This window comes from Psychrobacter sp. JCM 18902 (assembly GCF_904846615.1).
GTDB lineage: Bacteria > Pseudomonadota > Gammaproteobacteria > Pseudomonadales > Moraxellaceae > Psychrobacter.
Genome location: NZ_CAJHBK010000001.1, coordinates 1,970,527 through 1,990,689, shown reverse-complemented (window position 1 = coordinate 1,990,689; position 20,163 = coordinate 1,970,527). Strand labels below are relative to the sequence as shown.

17 protein-coding genes are annotated in these 20,163 nt (G+C 44.0%); 7 read left to right on the top strand and 10 right to left on the bottom strand.

Annotated elements, in window-relative coordinates; genetic code table 11:
• The 5 genes from JMY05_RS08145 to JMY05_RS08125 all read left to right on the top strand — a co-directional run bounded on the left by JMY05_RS08145 (position 1) and on the right by JMY05_RS08125 (position 6,005).
• Positions 1-2,472 carry a xanthine dehydrogenase family protein molybdopterin-binding subunit gene (locus JMY05_RS08145; protein WP_201614787.1) on the top strand — a complete coding sequence of 824 codons (2,472 nt, stop codon included), beginning with the start codon at positions 1-3 and terminating at the stop codon, positions 2,470-2,472.
• A gap of 138 nt (positions 2,473-2,610) precedes the next feature.
• Positions 2,611-4,005, top strand: coding sequence for an XdhC family protein (locus JMY05_RS08140; protein ID WP_201614785.1), 1,395 nt, complete (start codon positions 2,611-2,613; stop codon positions 4,003-4,005).
• Entirely contained in the window at positions 4,002-4,751 is a 750-nt protein-coding gene (locus tag JMY05_RS08135; protein ID WP_045444378.1) for an NTP transferase domain-containing protein, read from the top strand. Before JMY05_RS08140 ends, JMY05_RS08135 begins: the two co-directional genes overlap by 4 nt.
• Before the next feature lie 31 nt (positions 4,752-4,782).
• A complete protein-coding gene (locus JMY05_RS08130) occupies positions 4,783-5,358 on the top strand; it encodes a GNAT family N-acetyltransferase (RefSeq protein ID WP_201614783.1) in 576 nt (191 codons plus the stop codon).
• Positions 5,359-5,483: 125 nt separating this feature from the next.
• Positions 5,484-6,005, top strand: coding sequence for an HdeD family acid-resistance protein (locus JMY05_RS08125; RefSeq protein ID WP_045444383.1), 522 nt, complete (start codon positions 5,484-5,486; stop codon positions 6,003-6,005).
• 400 nt (positions 6,006-6,405) lie between these two features.
• On the opposite strand, the gene JMY05_RS08120 is transcribed toward JMY05_RS08125, so the two are convergent.
• From JMY05_RS08120 to JMY05_RS08100, 5 genes are all read right to left on the bottom strand, one after another.
• Complete coding sequence (locus tag JMY05_RS08120) at positions 6,406-7,020, bottom strand: hypothetical protein (RefSeq protein ID WP_045444387.1); 615 nt, start codon at positions 7,018-7,020, stop codon at positions 6,406-6,408.
• 41 nt (positions 7,021-7,061) lie between these two features.
• Positions 7,062-7,679, bottom strand: coding sequence for a hypothetical protein (locus tag JMY05_RS08115; protein WP_201560386.1), 618 nt, complete (start codon positions 7,677-7,679; stop codon positions 7,062-7,064).
• A 157-nt stretch (positions 7,680-7,836) separates the two neighbouring features.
• The gene (locus tag JMY05_RS08110) at positions 7,837-8,586 is read right to left on the bottom strand and encodes a PhnD/SsuA/transferrin family substrate-binding protein (protein WP_045444391.1); all 750 of its coding nucleotides are present in this window, start codon (positions 8,584-8,586) and stop codon (positions 7,837-7,839) included.
• 3 nt (positions 8,587-8,589) lie between these two features.
• Positions 8,590-9,084, bottom strand: coding sequence for a PAS domain-containing protein (locus tag JMY05_RS08105; RefSeq protein ID WP_201614781.1), 495 nt, complete (start codon positions 9,082-9,084; stop codon positions 8,590-8,592).
• Between the two features lie 272 nt (positions 9,085-9,356).
• Complete coding sequence (locus JMY05_RS08100) at positions 9,357-9,719, bottom strand: roadblock/LC7 domain-containing protein (RefSeq protein ID WP_010201036.1); 363 nt, start codon at positions 9,717-9,719, stop codon at positions 9,357-9,359.
• Between the two features lie 636 nt (positions 9,720-10,355).
• Between JMY05_RS08100 and gdhA the strand changes: the two genes are divergently transcribed.
• Together gdhA and JMY05_RS08090 are read left to right on the top strand one after the other, a co-directional pair.
• The gene (gene gdhA / locus JMY05_RS08095; RefSeq protein WP_055124628.1) at positions 10,356-11,702 is read left to right on the top strand and encodes an NADP-specific glutamate dehydrogenase; all 1,347 of its coding nucleotides are present in this window, start codon (positions 10,356-10,358) and stop codon (positions 11,700-11,702) included.
• Between the two features lie 195 nt (positions 11,703-11,897).
• Complete coding sequence (locus tag JMY05_RS08090) at positions 11,898-12,482, top strand: PepSY domain-containing protein (RefSeq protein ID WP_045444402.1); 585 nt, start codon at positions 11,898-11,900, stop codon at positions 12,480-12,482.
• 184 nt (positions 12,483-12,666) lie between these two features.
• Here the strand turns inward: JMY05_RS08090 and hutI are convergent, their stop codons facing one another.
• The 5 genes from hutI to hutU all read right to left on the bottom strand — a co-directional run bounded on the left by hutI (position 12,667) and on the right by hutU (position 19,994).
• The gene (gene hutI / locus JMY05_RS08085; protein ID WP_201614779.1) at positions 12,667-13,992 is read right to left on the bottom strand and encodes an imidazolonepropionase; all 1,326 of its coding nucleotides are present in this window, start codon (positions 13,990-13,992) and stop codon (positions 12,667-12,669) included.
• Positions 13,993-14,051: 59 nt separating this feature from the next.
• On the bottom strand, positions 14,052-15,134 hold the full coding sequence (hutG, locus tag JMY05_RS08080) for a formimidoylglutamase (protein ID WP_045444405.1): 1,083 nt from the start codon (positions 15,132-15,134) through the stop codon (positions 14,052-14,054).
• Between the two features lie 27 nt (positions 15,135-15,161).
• Positions 15,162-16,724 carry a histidine ammonia-lyase gene (gene hutH, locus JMY05_RS08075; protein ID WP_201614777.1) on the bottom strand — a complete coding sequence of 521 codons (1,563 nt, stop codon included), beginning with the start codon at positions 16,722-16,724 and terminating at the stop codon, positions 15,162-15,164.
• Between the two features lie 119 nt (positions 16,725-16,843).
• Positions 16,844-18,205 (bottom strand): YjiH family protein, encoded by a 1,362-nt coding sequence (locus tag JMY05_RS08070; RefSeq protein ID WP_201614775.1) that lies wholly within the window; start codon positions 18,203-18,205, stop codon positions 16,844-16,846.
• Positions 18,206-18,275: 70 nt separating this feature from the next.
• Entirely contained in the window at positions 18,276-19,994 is a 1,719-nt protein-coding gene (gene hutU, locus JMY05_RS08065) for a urocanate hydratase (RefSeq protein ID WP_201614773.1), read from the bottom strand.
• Positions 19,995-20,163 lie beyond the last annotated feature (169 nt).

The following is a 20,163-nucleotide window of genomic DNA, read 5'->3' as shown; positions in this document are numbered from 1 at the left end:
ATGTCATTATTGGACTCAGTATTTTCGTCAGAACCGACCAAAAAAATGATAATGAATGCGCCTGTCGAATCACTTTTTGATAAAACAGCGAGCAAGTTGGTGGGTAAGCCCATCAACCGTGTTGAAGGGTCATTGAAAGTCAGCGGTCAAGCACCTTATACGGCAGAGATTCATTTAGACAATCAAGCCTATGGTGTCTTGGTGAGCGCAACGATTGCCAAAGGACGGGTCAAGAAAATTGATAGCCGCTCTTTAGAGGGTATTCCTGACATTATTAAAGTGGTGACCGATCCTGAGCATTTTTTACGCAATGCCCAACAGGGCGGTGCAAAAAAAGCCCCTAAGCAAGGCGTCAGTGAGATTTTTTATCATGGTCAGCCGATAGCGGTTGTCATTGCCGAGACGTTTGAGGCGGCGACCGAAGGTGCAAAAGCGCTCAAAGTGACTTATGAGGATGAGACTGAGCAGGCGGCATTGAACTTTACGACAGAGCTGCCAAATGCTCATGATGTTAATGAAAAAAAAGGTTCGGATAAAAATTCAGAAAAGGGTAATCCAGAACAAAGCCTCGCAAATGCTGCAGTAACCCTTGATCGCTTTTATCATACGCCAAGTCAAAACAGCGCAGCGATGGAGCCTCATGCAACGCTTGCTCACTGGGAAGGTGAGAAGCTGATTATGTACTCCTCTAATCAGATGCTGTCCTCGTGCAAAAAGCAAATCGTTGATGCATTGGATTTGGATGCAGATAATGTGCAATTAATCGCTCGTTATGTCGGTGGGGGGTTTGGTAGCAAGCTTGGGATTTCTCCAGAATCGATAGCCGCCGCACTCGCCGCAAAAGAATTGGGTCGTCCCGTGTTAATTACCATGACGCGCCCGCAAGTAATGGAGGCAACGATTAGACGCTCAAACACGCGTCAACGCATTGCTATTGGCTGTAGTGAAGATGGTATTATCGACACCATGATTCATGAGACGGTTTCTAGTAATTTGCCAGGAGAAGCCTTTTTTGAGCCAGCAGCGCTCTCTACGCATTATCTGTATCGCGGTGACAATCGCCGAGTTAATTATCAGCAAGTAGATATGAACCAAGTATTGTCAGGCTCAATGCGTGCCCCCGGTGAAGCAGTGGGGCAGATTGCCCTTGAGTGTGCGATGGATGAATTGGCAGAGCAACTCAACCTAGACCCTGTCGAGCTGCGCCGTCGTAATGAGCCTGAGCAAGATCCTAGTAAAGGTATCCCGTTTTCCACGCGTAAGCTCATCGCTTGTATCGATCAAGCAGCTGAACAGTTTGGCTGGAATCAACGCAATGCTAAGCCTGCCAGTCGCTTAGAAGGTGATTGGTGGATGGGTATGGGTATGGCAGCGGCAGCTCGCGGCAACAGCTTAGCGCCATCAGAAGCACGGGCGACCCTGCAAATAGATAACTCAAAAGCGCTGGGCGTCAAAGCCGTGATTGAGACGGACATGACCGATATCGGTACAGGTTCTTATACCGTATTTACTCAGGTCGCTGCGGATTTATTAGGGCTACCAATAGATCATATTGAAATGAAACTTGGTGATACCAGCTTGCCACCTGCGGTTGGTTCAGGGGGGAGCATGGGCGCTGCCAGTTCAGGCAGTAGTATTTACCTTGCTTGTCAGCAGCTACGTGAGATGATCGCAGAAAAAGTCGGTCTATACCCTGACACCATTCAGCTGGATAACGGTCAAATTAAGCAGATAGGTGAGCATGATGCTAATTTTGTAGAAACAGTGGTAGAAACAGTGGTAGAAACCGTTATAGAAGCAGGAAAAGAAAAAGTAGCAGGTTTGAGCGATAACATCGTAGATAAAATGGCTGATTTAAAAGATAAGTTAGCTGAAATAACTGGAATCTCACTAACTGAATCGAAAGAATATGACTTTAGTAATTTCCAGACTCATTCATTAGCCGATATCGTCGCTCAATATGATGACCAAAAAGTCAGTGCCAAAGGTCAAATTGCACCGGGTAAAAATGCAAAAAGTCATCGCCAAGCGTCATTTGGTGCCAATTTTGCCGAGGTCGCTGTACACCGAGTGACTGGTGAAATACGCGTTAAACGTATGACTGGTGCCTTTGCAGCAGGGCGTATCCTCAATCACAAAACCGCGACCTCACAGTGCTACGGCGGTATGATATTTGGTATTGGTTCTGCATTGATGGAGCAGGTTATTCACGATAAGCGTGACGGTCGGCTATGTAATCATAATCTTGCAGAATACCATGTCCCAGTCAATGCGGATGTTCCTCAGCTTGATGTTATCTTGGTAGAAGAGGACGATCCTTACACCAATCCAATGCATATAAAAGGTATTGGGGAAACGGCGATTGCTGGTGCTGCCGCTGCTATTGCTAATGCCGTGTACAACGCCGTGGGTGTACGAGTTTATAATTTTCCTATTACCCTCGACAAATTACTTTATGAACTACCAGAGTAGGTTTTTAGTCAAATAGATGGACAATATAAACTCGCTAATTGTAGTCGTTAGCGGGTTTTATAAACTGGTTTATAAGTTGGTCATGATGGATATAGACCGTATATAGACATCAATGATAGATAGTATATAAGAGACATTATGAATCAAATTGCTGATATTCTTAAGCTGGCACGCGAGGCTCAGCAACAAAATGTTGACGCGGTATTAGCAACCGTCGTGCGTACCGAAGGGTCAGCCTATCGCCGCGCAGGCGCGATGATGCTCATCTGTGAAGATGGTCGTTCGGTCGGGATGATTAGCGGCGGCTGCTTGGAGCCACATATTATCAAACGTGCTTTCTGGCTCACTCGTAATGGTGCAAACGTGCAAGTTTACCAAACGGGTGACGATATCGAATATGCTGAAAATGGTAATGTGCCAGCAAGCGTATTAGAAGAGGGTTTTGATTTTAATAGAGGCAGTGATAATAAGGGCACAGATCATAAATACGATGAACAAGATATTGATCTGGACGAGTTAAATTTTGGATTAGGCTGTAATGGGCGCGTACATGTGTTGTTTGAAAGGCTAGTGACAGCAATGTCTTTGTTAAATGTCATCAGTCAGGTTCGTCAGTCTCAGCAGCCGGTAACGGTAGCAACTTTAATCCGCTCTACAATCCATTTTAATAACCAAAATAATCCAAACTCTCAACTTCAAATTGGTTTGCGTCTTAACCTAGATAATTATATCAAGTCAGGAAAACTCACCGTTATCGACGCTAATAATTCAGATAAAGTGATATCTAATGCTTCAAGCACAGTTATCCATGCAGTTGAAAGTTTATCCGAATATAAACTGCTCCATAAAAATGCTGAGTACGTCATTGTAAAAGATGTCAATGACAATGACGATTTAGCCACAGAATGGCTGATTCAGCGCCTACAACCACAGATACGTTTGCTGATTTGTGGTGCTGGCAATGATGTGATGCCGCTAGTTACGATGGCAAAGCTGCAAGATTGGCATGTGACAGTGGTAGACAGTCGAGCGCAATATGCCACGCAGCGGCGTTTTCCTCAGGCAGATAGCGTGATGGTACTGGCGTTAGATGATAGTGACACTTTACTAAAACTCAGTAAAAATGCCGCTATTGCTTTAATGTCGCATAGTCTCAGCCAAGACCGTGCTCGCCTTGGCGTATTATTAGAGCATGCTAATCACTATAAATATCTTGGACAACTAGGACCACGCTACCGTACCGAGCGCTTAATCGAAGAAATTAGTACAAGGTTTACAAATCCTGCCAGTTTAAATCTAGGTATCAAAAAACTGCATTATCCGATTGGTTATAAGCTGGGCGGAGATGGTCCTGAAGCCTTAGCACTGGGTATCATGGCGCAAGTCAATGCTGTCGTCCATAATCAAAACCTATCAGCAGAAAACTCAGACACTCATCTGTCAAACACTAACTTTACAACGCTATTTTCTACGCATATTGATTCTATAGAGACGACTGCTACAAGTGCTCGTGCCGCGATAAATTTATCATGAGCAGCGACTCATATCTTTCAATGCCTATTCATCTAAAGCCAACAAATCCTTTAAATCTTTCAAATCATGCAGTGATTATATTAGCCAGTGGACTGAGCCTGCGTTTAGGTCAAGCAAAACAGTTACTGTGTAAAGATGGCGAACCCTTAATTTGCTTCATGACCAAACTCGCACTTTTTACAAAACCACAAGCAATTATTATAGTCATTCCTGATAATCAGCCATTAATAGCCAGTGCGATGAATGAATTGGCTTTTCAGTACTCTATGATTCAAATGGTCGTAAATCCTACGCCTGAAATAGGTATGGCGTATAGTTTGGATTTGGCTATTGAGGCAGTCACGCAGTTGACAAGCTCATTAATCGAGCGCGTCGTCATTATGGGTGTTGATCAAGTTTTACTCGATGAGCAGCACTTAGTAAAACTGCTAGCAGATAAGCGGTCTGTAGTGGCAAGTGCTTATGGTAGCTGGCAGCAGACGTTTCATTTAAATAATATGAATTTAAATGAAACGTCTGCTGCCACTGCATTGAAGCAAAATATTATCGGACTACCTTTAACGATTGATTGTGATTTACTCAGAGAGTGGCAAGCATTGCTGGTAGGCGATAAAGGGCTGCGTTATTTAATTAGAGGTTTGCCGCCCAGTCAGATAAGTACCGTTGTTAATAATCAACTGAGCTATGATATCGATACTCCTGAGCAACTTGCTCATGCCAAGCAAAAAGGCTGGCTGGCTAAATAGTATTAATAGTGTCAATCCATAAGTGATAAAAATGATAAATGTGATAGAAACAGAACGTCTTTATCTCAGGCAATGGCAAGCAAGTGACTTTGCTGTTTTTGCTGAAATAAATGCTGATCCTGAGGTAATGAAGTATTTTCCCAAGTTATTAACGCCTAAAGTAAGTGACATCATCGCTAGTAAATGCCAGCAGCTTATCGCTAATCAAGGATGGGGACTTTGGGCAGTATGTTTAAAAAATAGCACCAAAACATATGATGATTTTATCGGTTTTGTTGGCTTGAATGATACCCACGCAGATATGTCTTTTGCCCCTGCTGTCGAGATTGCATGGCGACTACATAAAGATTATTGGGGACAGGGCTATGCTACAGAGGCAGCACGTGCGGCGCTGAATTTCGCTTTTACTGAGCTGTCGCTCGATGAGGTTGTGTCATTCACAGCGGTTATCAATAAGCGCTCGCAATTGATTATGGAGCGTATTGGCATGATGGATACCCGCGCCAACTTCTACCATCCAGCCCTTGACCCTAACCATCGGCTGGCTGAGCATGTACTGTATAACATGACGCGGCAACAGTGGAACAATCAGTTAGCAGGCTTGTGACCACAAATCAATGCCCACACTCTGATATTAACAGGACTACTCGAAGATATTACTACCGTTATACAACACAAGGTAAGGTTTGCGATATAATTTATTTTCTATTAAATGTAAAATAAGGTCGTCTTATGAATCGTACATTATGGTTAGTCATTGGCATCATTAGTATTCTTGGCGGTATCTTTGCATTTTTTAATCCTCTTAGCGCCACTTTGGCCGCTGAGCAGTTAGCAGGTTTTATCTTCCTTTTAGTGGGTGTTTTACAGTTTATTGCCTTGTTCCGAGCACCTAGTACCACTGGAAAAGTGCTGGCTGCCATCGGCGGTGTACTTGGTGTATTGATTGGTATTGAATTATTACAAGATCCGTTGCAAGGCATATTAACCTTGACCATGGTCATTGCTATTTTATTTATGGCAACAGGTATAGTCAGAGTTGTTGTTGCTTTCGGTCTACGTCGAACAGTGGCTTTTGTTCCAATATTACTCTCAGGGCTGCTCTCGATTATATTGGCTATCATGATATTTACCAGTTATCCACAGTCAGCGACGTATATTCTTGGCATACTGTTAGCCGTCGAGTTGATATCTAACGGCATATCCTTAATTATGTATTCACGTATACAATCAATTGTGGTGCGCAATATATAAGTTTAGTTATATAGTCAGAGCATTTTTAAACCGCTACGGTGTTACCCGCTCTAGATGTACTCAGTATACTATCTGCGGTCGGTCGCCTTGTAGCGATTCTAAAATTCCTTGACTATAGCAACAAACAAAAAAGACGCTGTAAATAGCGTCTTTTTTTTATTTCATAGTTTATTTGAATATCACATCTTAATAATGCGTAAAAGATAAGTGCAATTTGTAATACCTTATCCTTGTATACAAATCGTATTAAATCGGCTACAGCAGAAGATGAAAGAAAAAAAGATATTGAAAGTAAAGCAGATGTGAGAGATTGAAAGAAGTGCGCTTAGTTTGATATAAGCGCACTGGTCAGCAGCGTGTCATATTGATATTTAATGGTATATCAAGTAGTTTGGTTGAATTAGCTAAGAAATCTTAAGCCCGACGTTTTCAATGCCCATACCATCTCAACAAAGGCGCGGCTATTAGTTAAAGGCTCGCCATCGATGATGAGGGCGTAACCTGAACCATCAATCCATAAGAACACAAAGCTGGTCTCAGGAATCAATAAGTCAACTTGTTGAAAAAACGAGATGGCTTGGCTTTCGACCGCCCAGCCGCGTTGTTTTTGGCGAATCATGAAACCTGAAAAGTCAGCAGCTGCAACACTTAGCATGTCCGCTTCTTCTTGGCTGTAACCGATTCGTGCTAGGCAAAACCCTTCATCAGAGCCAATAGCGGCACGGCGTTTACCGGATAAGCTGGCAACCACATAAGGTAAAAACTGGTCCAATGGCAGATTGGGTGCGGGTAACAACAAAGACAGCTTTTCAATCCAGCCGTGTTCTATAAAGCTCTGTAGCCATTCGTCAGAATAACGCTCAAGCCAATCAGCGGCGAGCAACGTCTCCCCATAGGACATTAAGTCTTGTAATGACAGCTGTTCATCAGTGGGCTCACTTTGTGAAAATGCCTCAAAAATACCGGCTGGAGTGAGGGTTAGATACGTTTTATCAGCATTTAAGTAAGAGGACATAGCGGCTACCATTGTGATGAAAGGGTTAAATCGGCGATAAATTAGGTCTTGATGGTCTGATCAAGATGCTGTTGACAGTTGTTCCAGCGCTCATCGAACTGCCAGTCGCTTTTACCCAAGCGAAACCATACTAACGAGAAGGCAAGTCGATCATTGCGAGCGATACAGTGAGCAAAGAATTCGTTTTCGATCTGCTCAATCGTGCCCCAATTCTTATCTTCACGCGCTTGCATGAGCTCAGCGGTGATGTCTTTGGATATTTCTTTGGCGTCATCGCTACTGATAAGCAATCGCTGTTTTTGCTCATTGAGAGACGGCGATATCAGGACACTCCAGCGAGTCGCCAGCATACTATTGCGTTGAATATATCGCTTCTTACTAATACAATCGCGAAACCCTTGCTGGACATGAGGGTACAAGCGATCTTTAATACGCGTAAACAGGTTATTTACATCGTAAGGAATGTCATACCAACAGCCATAAAAAAAGTCTGCGACGGCACCTTGCAGCGGCTCTTTTTCGGTTAAAAGTAATGCGGCATTGATACGTTGTTCATGAAAATGACGGTTATTGGGTGCCAAAAACACTTTACGCGAATATAAACGAAATACTCGGCGCGCTTCCATCTCATTTTCTTTGATAAGGTCTAAATCAGACATAATAGTGTCCTTTAAGTCATAGTGTCTATTGTATGGCTAACAGCTTGTGGCTAATATCGTATGGTCAAAATGATATAGCCACTATTGAGCGACAATAGCCTATGACTTCACTAAGCGAAACGGTGCAACGTGCCAATTAATAATTAATAAGTAATAATTAATCAAGTAAAGTTTGCATCAAATCTATCATAAATTCAGCATCTTCTTCGTCCATGGCTTCAAACCCTTGAGGCATGCCAAGTTCAGCCAATGCTTCTCTACCATCGTCATCATTATGCAAGTTCAGGATCGCATTCATGAATATTTCTGTATCAGGAAAGCCATCTTTAATCAATAATACATGGCTAATATCTGCCAAATCACTTTCGATTAGCACTGACAGCTGAGTTTTGGTCAAGCGTGAAAAGCTATGAAAAATCTCTGCCAAGAAGAAAGCCGCTTGAGCATCACCTTTGATGACTTTACGGGCGGCTGCCTGATAAGTCTCAGTGATATCCCAGTTAAGATCAGACTCTTCTATATCCACAGCTTCTAGCAAGCGTAAGCCAATCAGCTTAACATCACGGTTGTCTGCCATTGCTACGGTCGCACCCGCTTTAATGTCTTCTAAGCGCTTGATATCACTGTTTGCCGCAGCAGCAATGACCATCTCATCCGATTTGCCGATAGGGCGTGCAACAGCGCGATAGCCTTGTTCACGGATCAAAGTAGCTGCATCAAATGGGTTGGCATAGATAACTTGAATGTCACCTGCCTCAATGATTTGCTCTTGTTCAGCATGTGAGGTAGGTATGTTCAGATGCATATTTAGGTTGGCACGTTTTTGAATCAAAATATTAAACATGTGCCAGCCTGCAAAACGCTCAGGAGAAAAATCAGGGGCGATTAACATATTGTGTGTCGTCATGATTTAGCCTTCCTCATTTTGATTCATTTGGGCATACTGAGCCATCGCCGCTTCGATTTTGCTACGTGATGGCTTACGGCGTACCGAGGTATAACCCACTGTTTCGCCGCGACGAATGTTTGGCACAACGGTCGCATAGACCCAATAGTGACTACCATCTTTGCATAAATTCTTAACGTAGCCATGCCATTTTTGCCCAGCCGCGGCGGTATCCCACAAATCTTTATAAGCGGCTTTTGGCATATCAGGGTGGCGCAAAATAGATTGTGGCTGACCAATAAGCTCATCAACGCTGTAGCCACTGATTTCGACAAAAGCATCGTTGACGTGAGTCAGCACACCATCCAAATCGGTACGCGATACAATCAGTTTGCCATCAGGATAAGGGCGTTCAATACCAGTATCATAGACAGTCCGCGATGTACCATCATAATAAGTCAGAGTAATCTGCTCAGAGGGCATATCAGGCTTATGTGCATCAGGGATTGGAGAACCCATCGTAATCTCCTTTATTTATCGTTATATTTATAATGATTAAAAAGCCAATCTGGTATGGTAGTTGTCGATAACATCAGGTTGCCTTTCAGCTCAGTCGTCGTCCCAATATTTATCAGGCCATTATTCCATACAAATAATGTGTGCCATCTTAAATATTTTTTATGAGACAGTCACTTCATTTTGATTTAAAGTCATATTTATCAGTCGTGCTATGTGCTATATGACGTTAAATAATAAAAAATGTGTTATCGACAAAAATCCAAATTTACCAGTTAGATAAGTTTTGCAAGGGCTTCTGAGGCACGCTTGATATCTAAGAATATCAAACCAAGTTTTGCATTCGGTTTTGCCATAATAGTAAGTACCGCTTCATCTCCAGATGAGGTCATAATCACGTAGCCTTTTTCACCTTGAATCATAATACGATCGATACTACCACGTGCCAACTCACGACCTGCGCGGTCACCCAATGACAATAAAGCCGCTGACATAGCGCCAACACGGTCTTCATCAACGCCCGTTGGTAGTGCTGAGGCAATCATCAGACCATCGTTAGAAATAAGGGCAGATGCTTCAACATCGGCTGATGAGCTGTTTAGGTCTTCCAAAATTTGCTGGAATGAATCTGTACGCATATCGCTTTCTCTATGACGGGTTATTCAATTGATAAAATAACAGTTAGTAATGGTGGAGAATAAATGTTGACTAAGTCAGCTATTATAAACCCTTGCTGTTAATATTGATATACATCAGCTCAAGCAAAAAGCCAAGTTTTTGGTTTTTTTATACCGTTTGGTGCTGATTATCGACCTTTCGTCTTTACTTAACGGTTATCAATACACAAATTTCCATTAATATTTGATTTATTTACAGATTAGAAAAACAAAGATTTTTTAGTAATACAGGACTATTTTTAGCACAATCAATGAGATCTGTAAGCTCGTCAGTCGGCATCTCAAGGTGCTATGCAAAGGCGCACGCTAGACTGTGCCAATAAAAATCGCTTATAACTTTTCATGATGGTGATATTTACTAGACTTATACGCCTCAAAAATGATATATATTATGAGATAAAAAATGTTCTTGTCTCTGAATATGGCATCTAGGCATAAATTCAGTCAGCTTTTTTAATCCCACTTGTCTCTACACAAGCCAGCGTGTCGAGGCAATTTCAGTTTTACACCAGTGTCTACAATCCTCTCGTTTGTTGTCATACGATGTGACATCGGTGTAAGTAAGCACGTTCACCATTTTTACCCTAAGGAAAAGATATGAGTATCAGTCAGGCCATCGAAAAAGTCGAAGCGCGTTACGCCCATCAACCTGAATTCGTTCAAGCGGTAAAAGAAGTTGCAATTACGATTGCGCCGTTATACGACGCCCACCCAGAATATGATACTTTTAAAATATTTGAGCGCCTCGTTGAGCCTGACCGCGTTATTGCTTTTCGTATTAACTGGGAAAATGACCAAGGTGAAGTTCAGGTTAACCGCGGCTGGCGTGTCCAGTTCAGCAATGCCCTAGGTCCTTATAAAGGTGGCGTGAGATTTCATCCGACTGTCAACCAATCTGTTTTGAAGTTTTTAGGCTTTGAGCAAATATTCAAAAACGCTTTGACTGGATTGCCAATGGGCGGTGGTAAAGGTGGCTCTGATTTTGATCCCAAAGGCAAAACAGACAGTGAAATCCGCCGTTTTTGCTATGCCTTTATGCGTGAGCTACATCACTATGTGAATAAAGACATCGATGTGCCCGCTGGTGACATTGGCGTGGGTGGGCGTGAAGTCAGCTATATGTTTGCTATGTATAAGAATTTAACGCACGAATACGGCGGGGTTTTGACTGGTAAAGGCGTTGGCTTCGGTGGCAGTTTGATGCGTACTGAGGCGACAGGTTATGGTGCGGTGTATTTCTTAGAAAACATGCTTACGGCGCAAAATGACGATATCAAAGGTAAGAGAGTATTGGTTTCAGGTGCTGGTAACGTCTCATTACATGCTGCTGAAAAAGCCCATATGCTGGGTGGCATCGTCGTCACTGTGTCAGACTCACAAGGGACTTTGTATGATGAAGCGGGTCTGAATCAAGAAAAAATTGATTGGCTCAAGGCGCAAAAAGCAAAAAGCAAACCGTTGGCTGAGTACGTCGATGTTTATGGTGGAGAGTGGTTTGCGAAGCAAAAGCCGTGGCAATTCAAAGGCGATATCGCAATTCCATCAGCAACGCAAAACGAAGTCAATGAAGAAGATGCCAAGCTCATGGTTGAAAATGGCATTACATACGTTGTCGAAGGTGCCAACATGCCATTGACTGCTGAAGCCATCGACTATATTCGTTTGCACCGCGTGCATTATGCCCCAGGTAAAGCCGCCAACGCGGGCGGTGTAGCAGTCTCTGCACTTGAGATGTCACAAAACTCAGTCCGTCAGTATAAGAGCTTTGAGCAAATCGACTTGCGCCTCAAAAATATCATGAGAAATATCCATGACTGTGCAGCTGATGCCTCAGAACAGTATGGTCAAACGGATAATGGCTATATCAACTATATGGCTGGTGCAAATATCGTTGGCTTTAAACGAGTTGCTGATGCATTGGTTGCTTACGGTATTTTAAACTAAGCACTTTTATCATAGCCACCTATTAACGAATAACGCGTCTGTTTTAACGATAGGCGCGTTTTTTATGGATTAACCCTACCGTGAATAGTCAAAGTGGTTTTTATGAAGTGATACGATTGACCTATTGATAATGTGTGTTTTTTAAAAGATAATAATTTTAGAACACTCAATAAGATTAATTTTGTGGAGACCGTTATGAGCAAGATTTTCAAGCCATTTTCGCTAACGACTTTGGGTACTCGTACTGCAGTAGTAGTGGGTGCGGCTATGTTAACTACGACAATCTATGCATCTACGCAGCAACCGCTAGCAAGTGAGGTTCAAGCCGCCAAAGCCAGTAGAATAAGCTTACAACAAGCAATAAATATTGCGGCGAAAAAGTCATCTGGTCTATTGATGAGTGCCAGCTTTGATCACGATGATGATAAAGCGCAAGGCGGTGTGTATGAGATGGAATTTGTAACCAGTAGCCGAAACTATGAAATCAAAATTGACGCCATGAATGGTAGAGTGATCAGTACGGATGTGGAACGATTAGACAGTGATGATCTGGTAGATTATAAGGCACTTAAACAAGCGAAGATTGATGTTAAACAGGCAATGAAAATTGCTGAAAAACAATCGGGCGGCCGTGTTATCGAGATTGAGTTTAAAAACGACCGAGATTATAGTGATCATGCGTCCTATTATGAAGCTGATATCCTCAAAGGTAATAGTATCATTTGGCTAAATGTTGATGCCAATACTGGCAGTGTATTTAACAATAAGTTTAAGAAATAGCTAAGTAAGTAAGTAAGTTAGATAGATAGATAGATAGATAGATATGATAGGTATCGCTAATAGTCGTTTTTCTTGCTACTCAGTTTTTTGAAAATGAGATAGCAAAGCCGTGCATTTATTATTAACAAAGCCCCAACCATTCAATGACTGGGGCTTTTTTAATGTGAGTATTTAGATAAGTTCGCTATACCGTCTCACGCCACTTGCCTTGAACCATAATGCCGTTAATAGGGTTTAGTCCCATCTGATAAGCCAAATCCGCAGGGCGGGCGATATCCCATAGGACTAAATCTGCATCACAGCCAACTTCTATTTTACCTTTATTAGATAGCCCCAGCGCTTGTGCTGCATAAACGGTTGAGCCTGCCAGTACCTCTTCAGTCGTTAAGTAAAATAGCGTACAGCCCATATTCATTGCTAACAGTAGCGATGTCAGCGGTGATGTACCTGGATTACAATCAGTTGAAACTGCCATAGGTACTTGGTGTCTGCGTAATGCCTCAATGGGTGGCAACTTGGTATCCCGCAGGGTATAAAATGCACCGGGCAATAGAACTGCAACGGTATCACTGGCCGCCATTTTTTTGATGTCGTCTTCTGATAAATGCTCTAAATGGTCGCTTGATAGCCCTTTATATTCGGCAACCAAGGCACTGCCACCTATGTCAGATAATTGCTCAGAGTGCAGTTTGACTGGTAGGTTTAATGAGCGTGCCACCTCAAAAACGCGTCTGATTTGCTCAGTGCTAAAGGCAATATTTTCACAAAAGCCGTCGACCGCATCGACCAAGCCCTCTGAATGCAAGATTGGTAGCCACTCGCACACTTGCTCGATATAGTCATCCGAGCGGTCCTGTATGTGAGATTTGTATTCAGGTGGTAGGGCATGCGCTGCTAGATAAGTGGTGCTCACATGGATATTGTGCTTGTCACCAAGCTGGCGAGCAACCGTGAGCATTTTGCGTTCCGTGTCTAAATCTAAGCCGTAGCCCGATTTGATTTCGATACTGGTGACGCCTTCTTTCATAAGTGCTATTAAGCGTTTCTCACTTTGTGCAAATAGCGATTCGATACTGGCAGCGCGGGTAGCAGTGACGGTTGAGACGATACCGCCACCTTGTGCCGCAATGTCTTGATAACTAGCGCCAGTCAAACGTGCCTCAAACTCGTTACTGCGATTGCCACCATAAACGATGTGAGTGTGACAGTCGATAAGTCCAGGAGTTATCCAGCCGCCATGAGCATTTTTTATTTGCCCTGCTGAGTAATGAGACAGGTGATCAGTTATTTGTTTATTAGAGCCAATCCACGCAATTTTGTCATCAATAATACCGATGGCAGCATCTTCCAGTTGCCCGTAAGGCACATGGTCGCTACCATTAAAACCATAATGGGCGGAAAACGTTGCAAGATTGGCATTGATAATGATGTGGTCAAACGATGTCAGGATGTCTTTATCATCTGTAGTATTAATAGATTTGTCGAGTATCTGTGCGCTAGAGTTGTTCATAATAAGCTCCTGCTTAATACTGATAGTCATGTGAATATATAAAATTCATCTTTAAAGTTTTATTCATAAGTCTTTATTTGTAGAGTCAGTAAATGCTGCTCTATAATAGTCGCTAATAGTCTTGCCGCAACTTTACAGCTACGTGCATCAATATCAAAGGTGGGATTAATCTCGGCAATGTCGGCCATTTTTACTTTACCAGAAGATAAAATAAGTTTGACCGCGCGTTCAACGAAACCCAGCTCAATACCAAAGGCTGCAGGTGCGCTCACACCCGGCACCACGCTCGATGGCAAGCAATCCATATCAATGGTTAAATAAACAATATCAACGCTATCGATGAAACTTGCTATTTGAGCAGCAATTTTTTTCCATTTCTTATTGGTGCAATCTTCATCACTGATGATATGCACACCTAATTGCTCAGCACGATCAAAGAGTGCTGCAGTGTTAGAAAACCGGCTAACACCAATACAGCAATAGTTAAATGGCTGACTTTGCTCAGTAAGATGCTTGGCAATTTGACGAAACGGTGTACCAGAGGTCGCCACATCCGACTGACGAATATCAAGATGCGCATCAAAATTAATGATGCCGATGGTCGGTGTGGTACTAATATTGGTAATAATATTGGTATCGGTACTGGTATCACTTGTATTTTCTAATGCCTGCCATAGTCCCAAAAAACTACCATAGGCGATGGCATGACCACCACCAAGACCAATGGGCAAGCCGCCTTGTTTGACGATAGCGCTCACCTTATCCGCATATTCGAGCTGAGCTTGCTCAAGAGTGTGCGCGGCAAAGTCATCATCGTCGTGACAATAGATATCGCCTGCATCACCCAACAATGTCGCCAGTTGATTATCATAGCGTGTTTGCAATGGCGCAATGACCGGCAGTGTCGCAAACGCTCGGCGAATCAGCGGCGGGGCAGCTCGTGCACCCACGCGGCCTTGATTGCGCCTAACCCCTTGATCACATGCAAAGCCAATTAGCCCAATATTTTGATCCTCGTAAGGCTTTGCGAGCTGATACCAGTAGCGGGCACGCGCCGTCTCAAATGGCTCTGCACGGCCTGTCCATAGTGTCATGTCAGCCGCTGTATGACTCACGGTTGTGCTAATTATCGTTATGGCCATTGCTCATTCCTTTCAATTATCTAACGCTTATTTAGGCTCATACCAGTCGCTACGTAATGACTGCCAGTGCTCAGCAAGCGTACCGTCTAATACCAACTGCTTGGCCGCTTCAATATCAGGCGCTAGGTAGCGATCTTTGTCATAGAAAGTCACCTTCTCACGCAGTTTCTGGTGTGCCACTGTTAAAGGCTCTGAAGTCTCTAATCCGCGATGAAAATCAATCCCTTGACCGGCAGCCAATAGCTCAATACCGATAATGGTGGCAGTATTCTGTACCATCTCGTATAGGCGGCGTGCGCAATAGGTCGCCATTGACACATGATCTTCTTGGTTGGCTGAGGTTGGGATACTGTCAACGCTACCCGGATGAGCGATAGATTTGTTCTCCGATGCCAGTGCGGCTGCGGTCACATGAGCAATCATAAAGCCTGAGTTCACCCCAGCATTGTCGACCAAGAACGGCGGCAGACCACCTGATAGCGTCGCATCGATTAGCAAAGCGACACGGCGCTCAGACATAGAGCCAATCTCGGCGATTGCCAAGGCCAGAATATCAGCGGCAAAAGCGACTGGCTCAGCATGGAAGTTACCACCTGAAATAGCGACTGGGCCATCTTCGTTATTGAAAATTAGCGGATTATCGGTTACGGCATTAGATTCAATCAATAGCGTTTTACCTGCTTGGTTGATGATATCAAGACAGGCACCCATGACTTGCGGCTGGCAGCGTAGGCAGTAAGGGTCTTGCACTCGGTCATCCTGCTCGCCGTCATGTGAGGCGCGAATGGCACTGCCTTTGATCAATTGACGGTGTGCTTTGGCGATTTCGATCTGACCGTGATGACCACGCACATCATGAATACGGGCATCAAATGGTGAGTCCGAGCCTTTTGCCGCATCAATCGATAGTGAGCCAACGATAGTCGCGGTTTCAAGCAAATCACGCGCTAAGAAATAACCACGTAATGCTAGCGCAGTTGATACCTGCGTACCGTTGATAAGCGCGAGGCCTTCTTTGGCTGCTAGGGTGATGGGCTCAAGTCCATGCTGGGCTAGCGCGTCTGCTGCGGGCACTTTTTTACCGTCAACAAACACATCGCCTTCACCCATCATTGCAAGCGTCATGTGTGATAAAGGCGCTAAATCACCAGAAGCACCAACTGAGCCTTTAGCCGGAATGTTTGGCGTGATTTGATTATTGATTAAGGCAAGTAAGCTGTCCACTACCTCGCGGCGTACGCCTGATACACCTTGTGCTAGGCTGGCCACTTTCATCACCATAATCAGTCGCACTACGCCGTCTGGTAACGCTTCACCAGTGCCTACTGAGTGAGAAACAATCAGGTTACGTTGAAGTAGCTCAAGCTGATCATCACTGATACGGGTCTTTGCTAACAGGCCAAAACCAGTATTGATTCCATAAGCGCTTTTGTCTCTGGCAATAATCGTACGCACATCTTCGTGTGAGGCATCGATAGCTTTATAAGCACTCTCAGGTAATGTCAATATGACAGGTTGCTCATAGATATCACGTAGCATCTTAAAGCTAAGCTGGCGAGGGTGTAGCGTTAATTGTTTGATATCGTTCATAAGATGATCCTAGTATTGTAAGACACATGGGTTATATTATTTTTGATTCATGCCTTGGTTGAAATGACGTTTTTTAAATGTTTTTAGTTAACATAATACTTGTTATTAAATTTGTTTTTTTAGCCAATCCAGTTGAAGTACATGGCTAGATGTCCGAATGCCGCAGCCAATAAAATACTGAGTACCACGCGCTCAAACCAAATGACGACCATTTTGCCAACGGAGACAGGAATCTCGGTCGCCAGCACACAAGGAATCATGGCTGAGAAGAACAGCACACTACTGATGGAGATTACCCCTGCGACATAACGTGTCAATATATCTGCATCACTTAGTAGTAATGCTGGCAAGAACATCTCAGCCAATCCTGCTGACATCCCTTTAGCCGCGACGAGCGGCTCTGGTAGGCCACCCAGCCAAGTAAATGGATAAAGCAGCAAACCTAACGCATCGAAAACAGGCGTATATTTTGCTAATAGTAATCCTGTTAAGCCGACAGCGATGATAGAAGGCACAATAGCGGCAGCCATCGTTAGACCATCGCGAAAGTTAGACCATAAAATTTGCTTGAGGTCAGTAGCTTGGCGAGATGTGGATAAACCCAAAGCAAATGCTGCTGCCAAACGAGTGCTGCCTTTATGATCTATCGTTGGACGTTCGACGCTATCATCAAACAGACTGATGGGCGGAATACGAGCGGTAATCGCAGTGACAATAAAAGTAATCACTAGCGTAGACCAAAAGAACACATTCCAGAACTCCATCAGACCAAGCGTTTTGGCAACAATGACCATAAATGCCGCTGATACGGTCGAAAAGCCAGTCGCAATGATAATGGCTTCGCGCGCTGAATATTGCTTTTGCAAGTAGACACGATTAGTAATGAGCAGCCCGATAGAGTAGCTACCAACAAAGGATGCGACCGCATCAATCGCTGATGAACCTGGGGTTTTCCAGATAGGTTTCATGATCGGCTGCATGAGCACACCGACCATCTCGAGCAAACCAAAACCCACCAAAAATGCTAAAATTAATGCCCCAAGCGGTACAATCATACCGACTGGTAATGCCAGTTTTTCAAACAAAAACGGCAGCATGTCCTTTTCCATCATAAAGGCAGGCGCTACGTCAGCAACATACATCACTGCCAGTATCAGACCAATGATTTTAAAAGCAGTCATAATCATGTGGGTAATGTTTTTACGCCATGAGCCGTCTATAAATGGCTTGCTTACCCCAAAGATCATCAGTAAAAACAATAACGTCACAGACAATGTATGCTGCTGATTGACCAGATAAGTTGCCCCATGATCGAACAAAATCGTGCTTTTCTCACCAATGGTAAATGGCACAAAAAACATGACCAAACCGATAGCACTAAAGACTATCAGTTGCAGTAACGCTACAGGTTTAGACAGTAGTGATTCAGTTGGTTTCGCTGCTGCATCCTTGAGATTTAGTGTCGTATTTTGCTCAATCACATTATCCTCCTTGATAAAATGTCGATGATATCCTTATGTCAAATAATCACTTATAAGGATAAAGGGTATGCTACTTAATCATCGGCAAATTTAGACCATAATCTTTCGCTGTTTTGATCGCCAGCTCATAGCCTGCATCCGCATGACGCATAACCCCTGAGCCACAATCGTTGACTAGGACTCGTGCCAAGCGTTTGGCTGCAGCATCAGTACCGTCTGCGACGATGACCATACCTGAGTGCTGCGAGTAGCCCATGCCAACGCCGCCGCCATGATGCAGCGATACCCAAGTTGCGCCGCCTGCGACGTTGAGCATACCATTCAATAATGCCCAATCAGATACCGCATCTGAGCCATCTTTCATGCTTTCAGTTTCACGGTTTGGACTGGCAACAGAGCCTGTGTCCAAGTGGTCACGACCAATGACAATAGGGCCTTTTAGCTCGCCGTTTTTGACCATTTCATTGAATGCGAGCCCTGCTTTGTCACGCTCACCTAATCCTAACCAGCAGATACGGGCAGGCAAACCTTGGAATTGAATACGCTCTTTTGCCATATCGAGCCAGCGATGGATATGGGTGTTTTCAGGGAACAGCTCTTTGATTTTTTGATCGGTCTTATAGATATCTTCTGGATCACCTGACAGCGCCACCCAGCGGAAGGGGCCTTTGCCTTGGCAGAACAGCGGACGAATATACGCGGGGACAAAACCTGGGAAATTAAAGGCATCTTTAACGCCTTCATCAAAAGCCACCTGACGAATGTTATTGCCATAATCGGTCGTTGGGATGTCCATTGCCTGCAAGTCTAGCATCGCCTGTACGTGTACGGCACAAGACTGAGCGGCGGCTTTGGTTAATGCTGCATGTTGCTCTGAATCTTCTTGCGCAGCTTTCCATGCTTCTACTGTCCAGCCAACTGGCAAGTAACCATTGATCAAATCATGTGCTGAGGTTTGATCGGTCACTAGATCAGGCTTCATACCGCCAGCATTGGCGCGCTTGACCATCTCTGGCAAGATATCTGCTGCATTACCAAGTAGGGCAATAGAGACCGCTTCACCCGCGTCGGTATGCTGTTTGATGAGCTCATAAGCATGGTCTAAGTCATCGGCTTGCTTGTCGACATAACCAGTACGCAAGCGAAAATCGATACTAGATTGCTGACACTCGATGTTTAATGAAGTCGCACCTGCAAAGGTCGCGGCTAGTGGCTGCGCGCCGCCCATGCCACCAAGACCAGCGGTCAAAATCCAACGACCTGTCCAGCTGCCATCATAATGCTGACGACCTGCTTCCACAAAGGTCTCATATGTCCCTTGCACGATGCCTTGCGTACCGATATAAATCCAGCTACCAGCCGTCATTTGACCATACATCATCAAGTCTTTGCGATCGAGCTCGTTAAAGTGCTCCCACGTGGCCCAGCGTGGTACAAGGTTAGAGTTTGCAATCAATACACGCGGGGCATTTTCGTGCGTTTGAAACACGCCAACTGGCTTGCCTGATTGCACGAGCAACGTCTCATCGTCTTCCAATTCTTTTAATGACGCTAAGATTTGATCATAGCTTTCCCAATTGCGGGCTGCGCGTCCGATACCACCATAGACGACTAAGCTTTTAGGGTTTTCGGCCACATCAGGATGCAAATTGTTTTGCAGCATGCGATAAGGTGCTTCGGTCAGCCAGCTTTTGCAATGTAGGGCGCTGCCCGTGGGCGCAGCGATTTCGCGGCTCTCATCACGACGAGTCAGCTTAGTCTCTTTATTGGTTCCATGGTCAGTAGTCATTATCATATCCTTGTGATATCTGTTAAGACGATAAAGTAATCAAAGTAAGTGTTTTACCGTCAGTCTATAAATTCAGCGAAATATCGATTAGATGACGCAGATTTTTTAGCACTGTCGTAAAGTTGTATATACAAATTATCAAAGATACTTTTTTCATGCAAGCAATTTT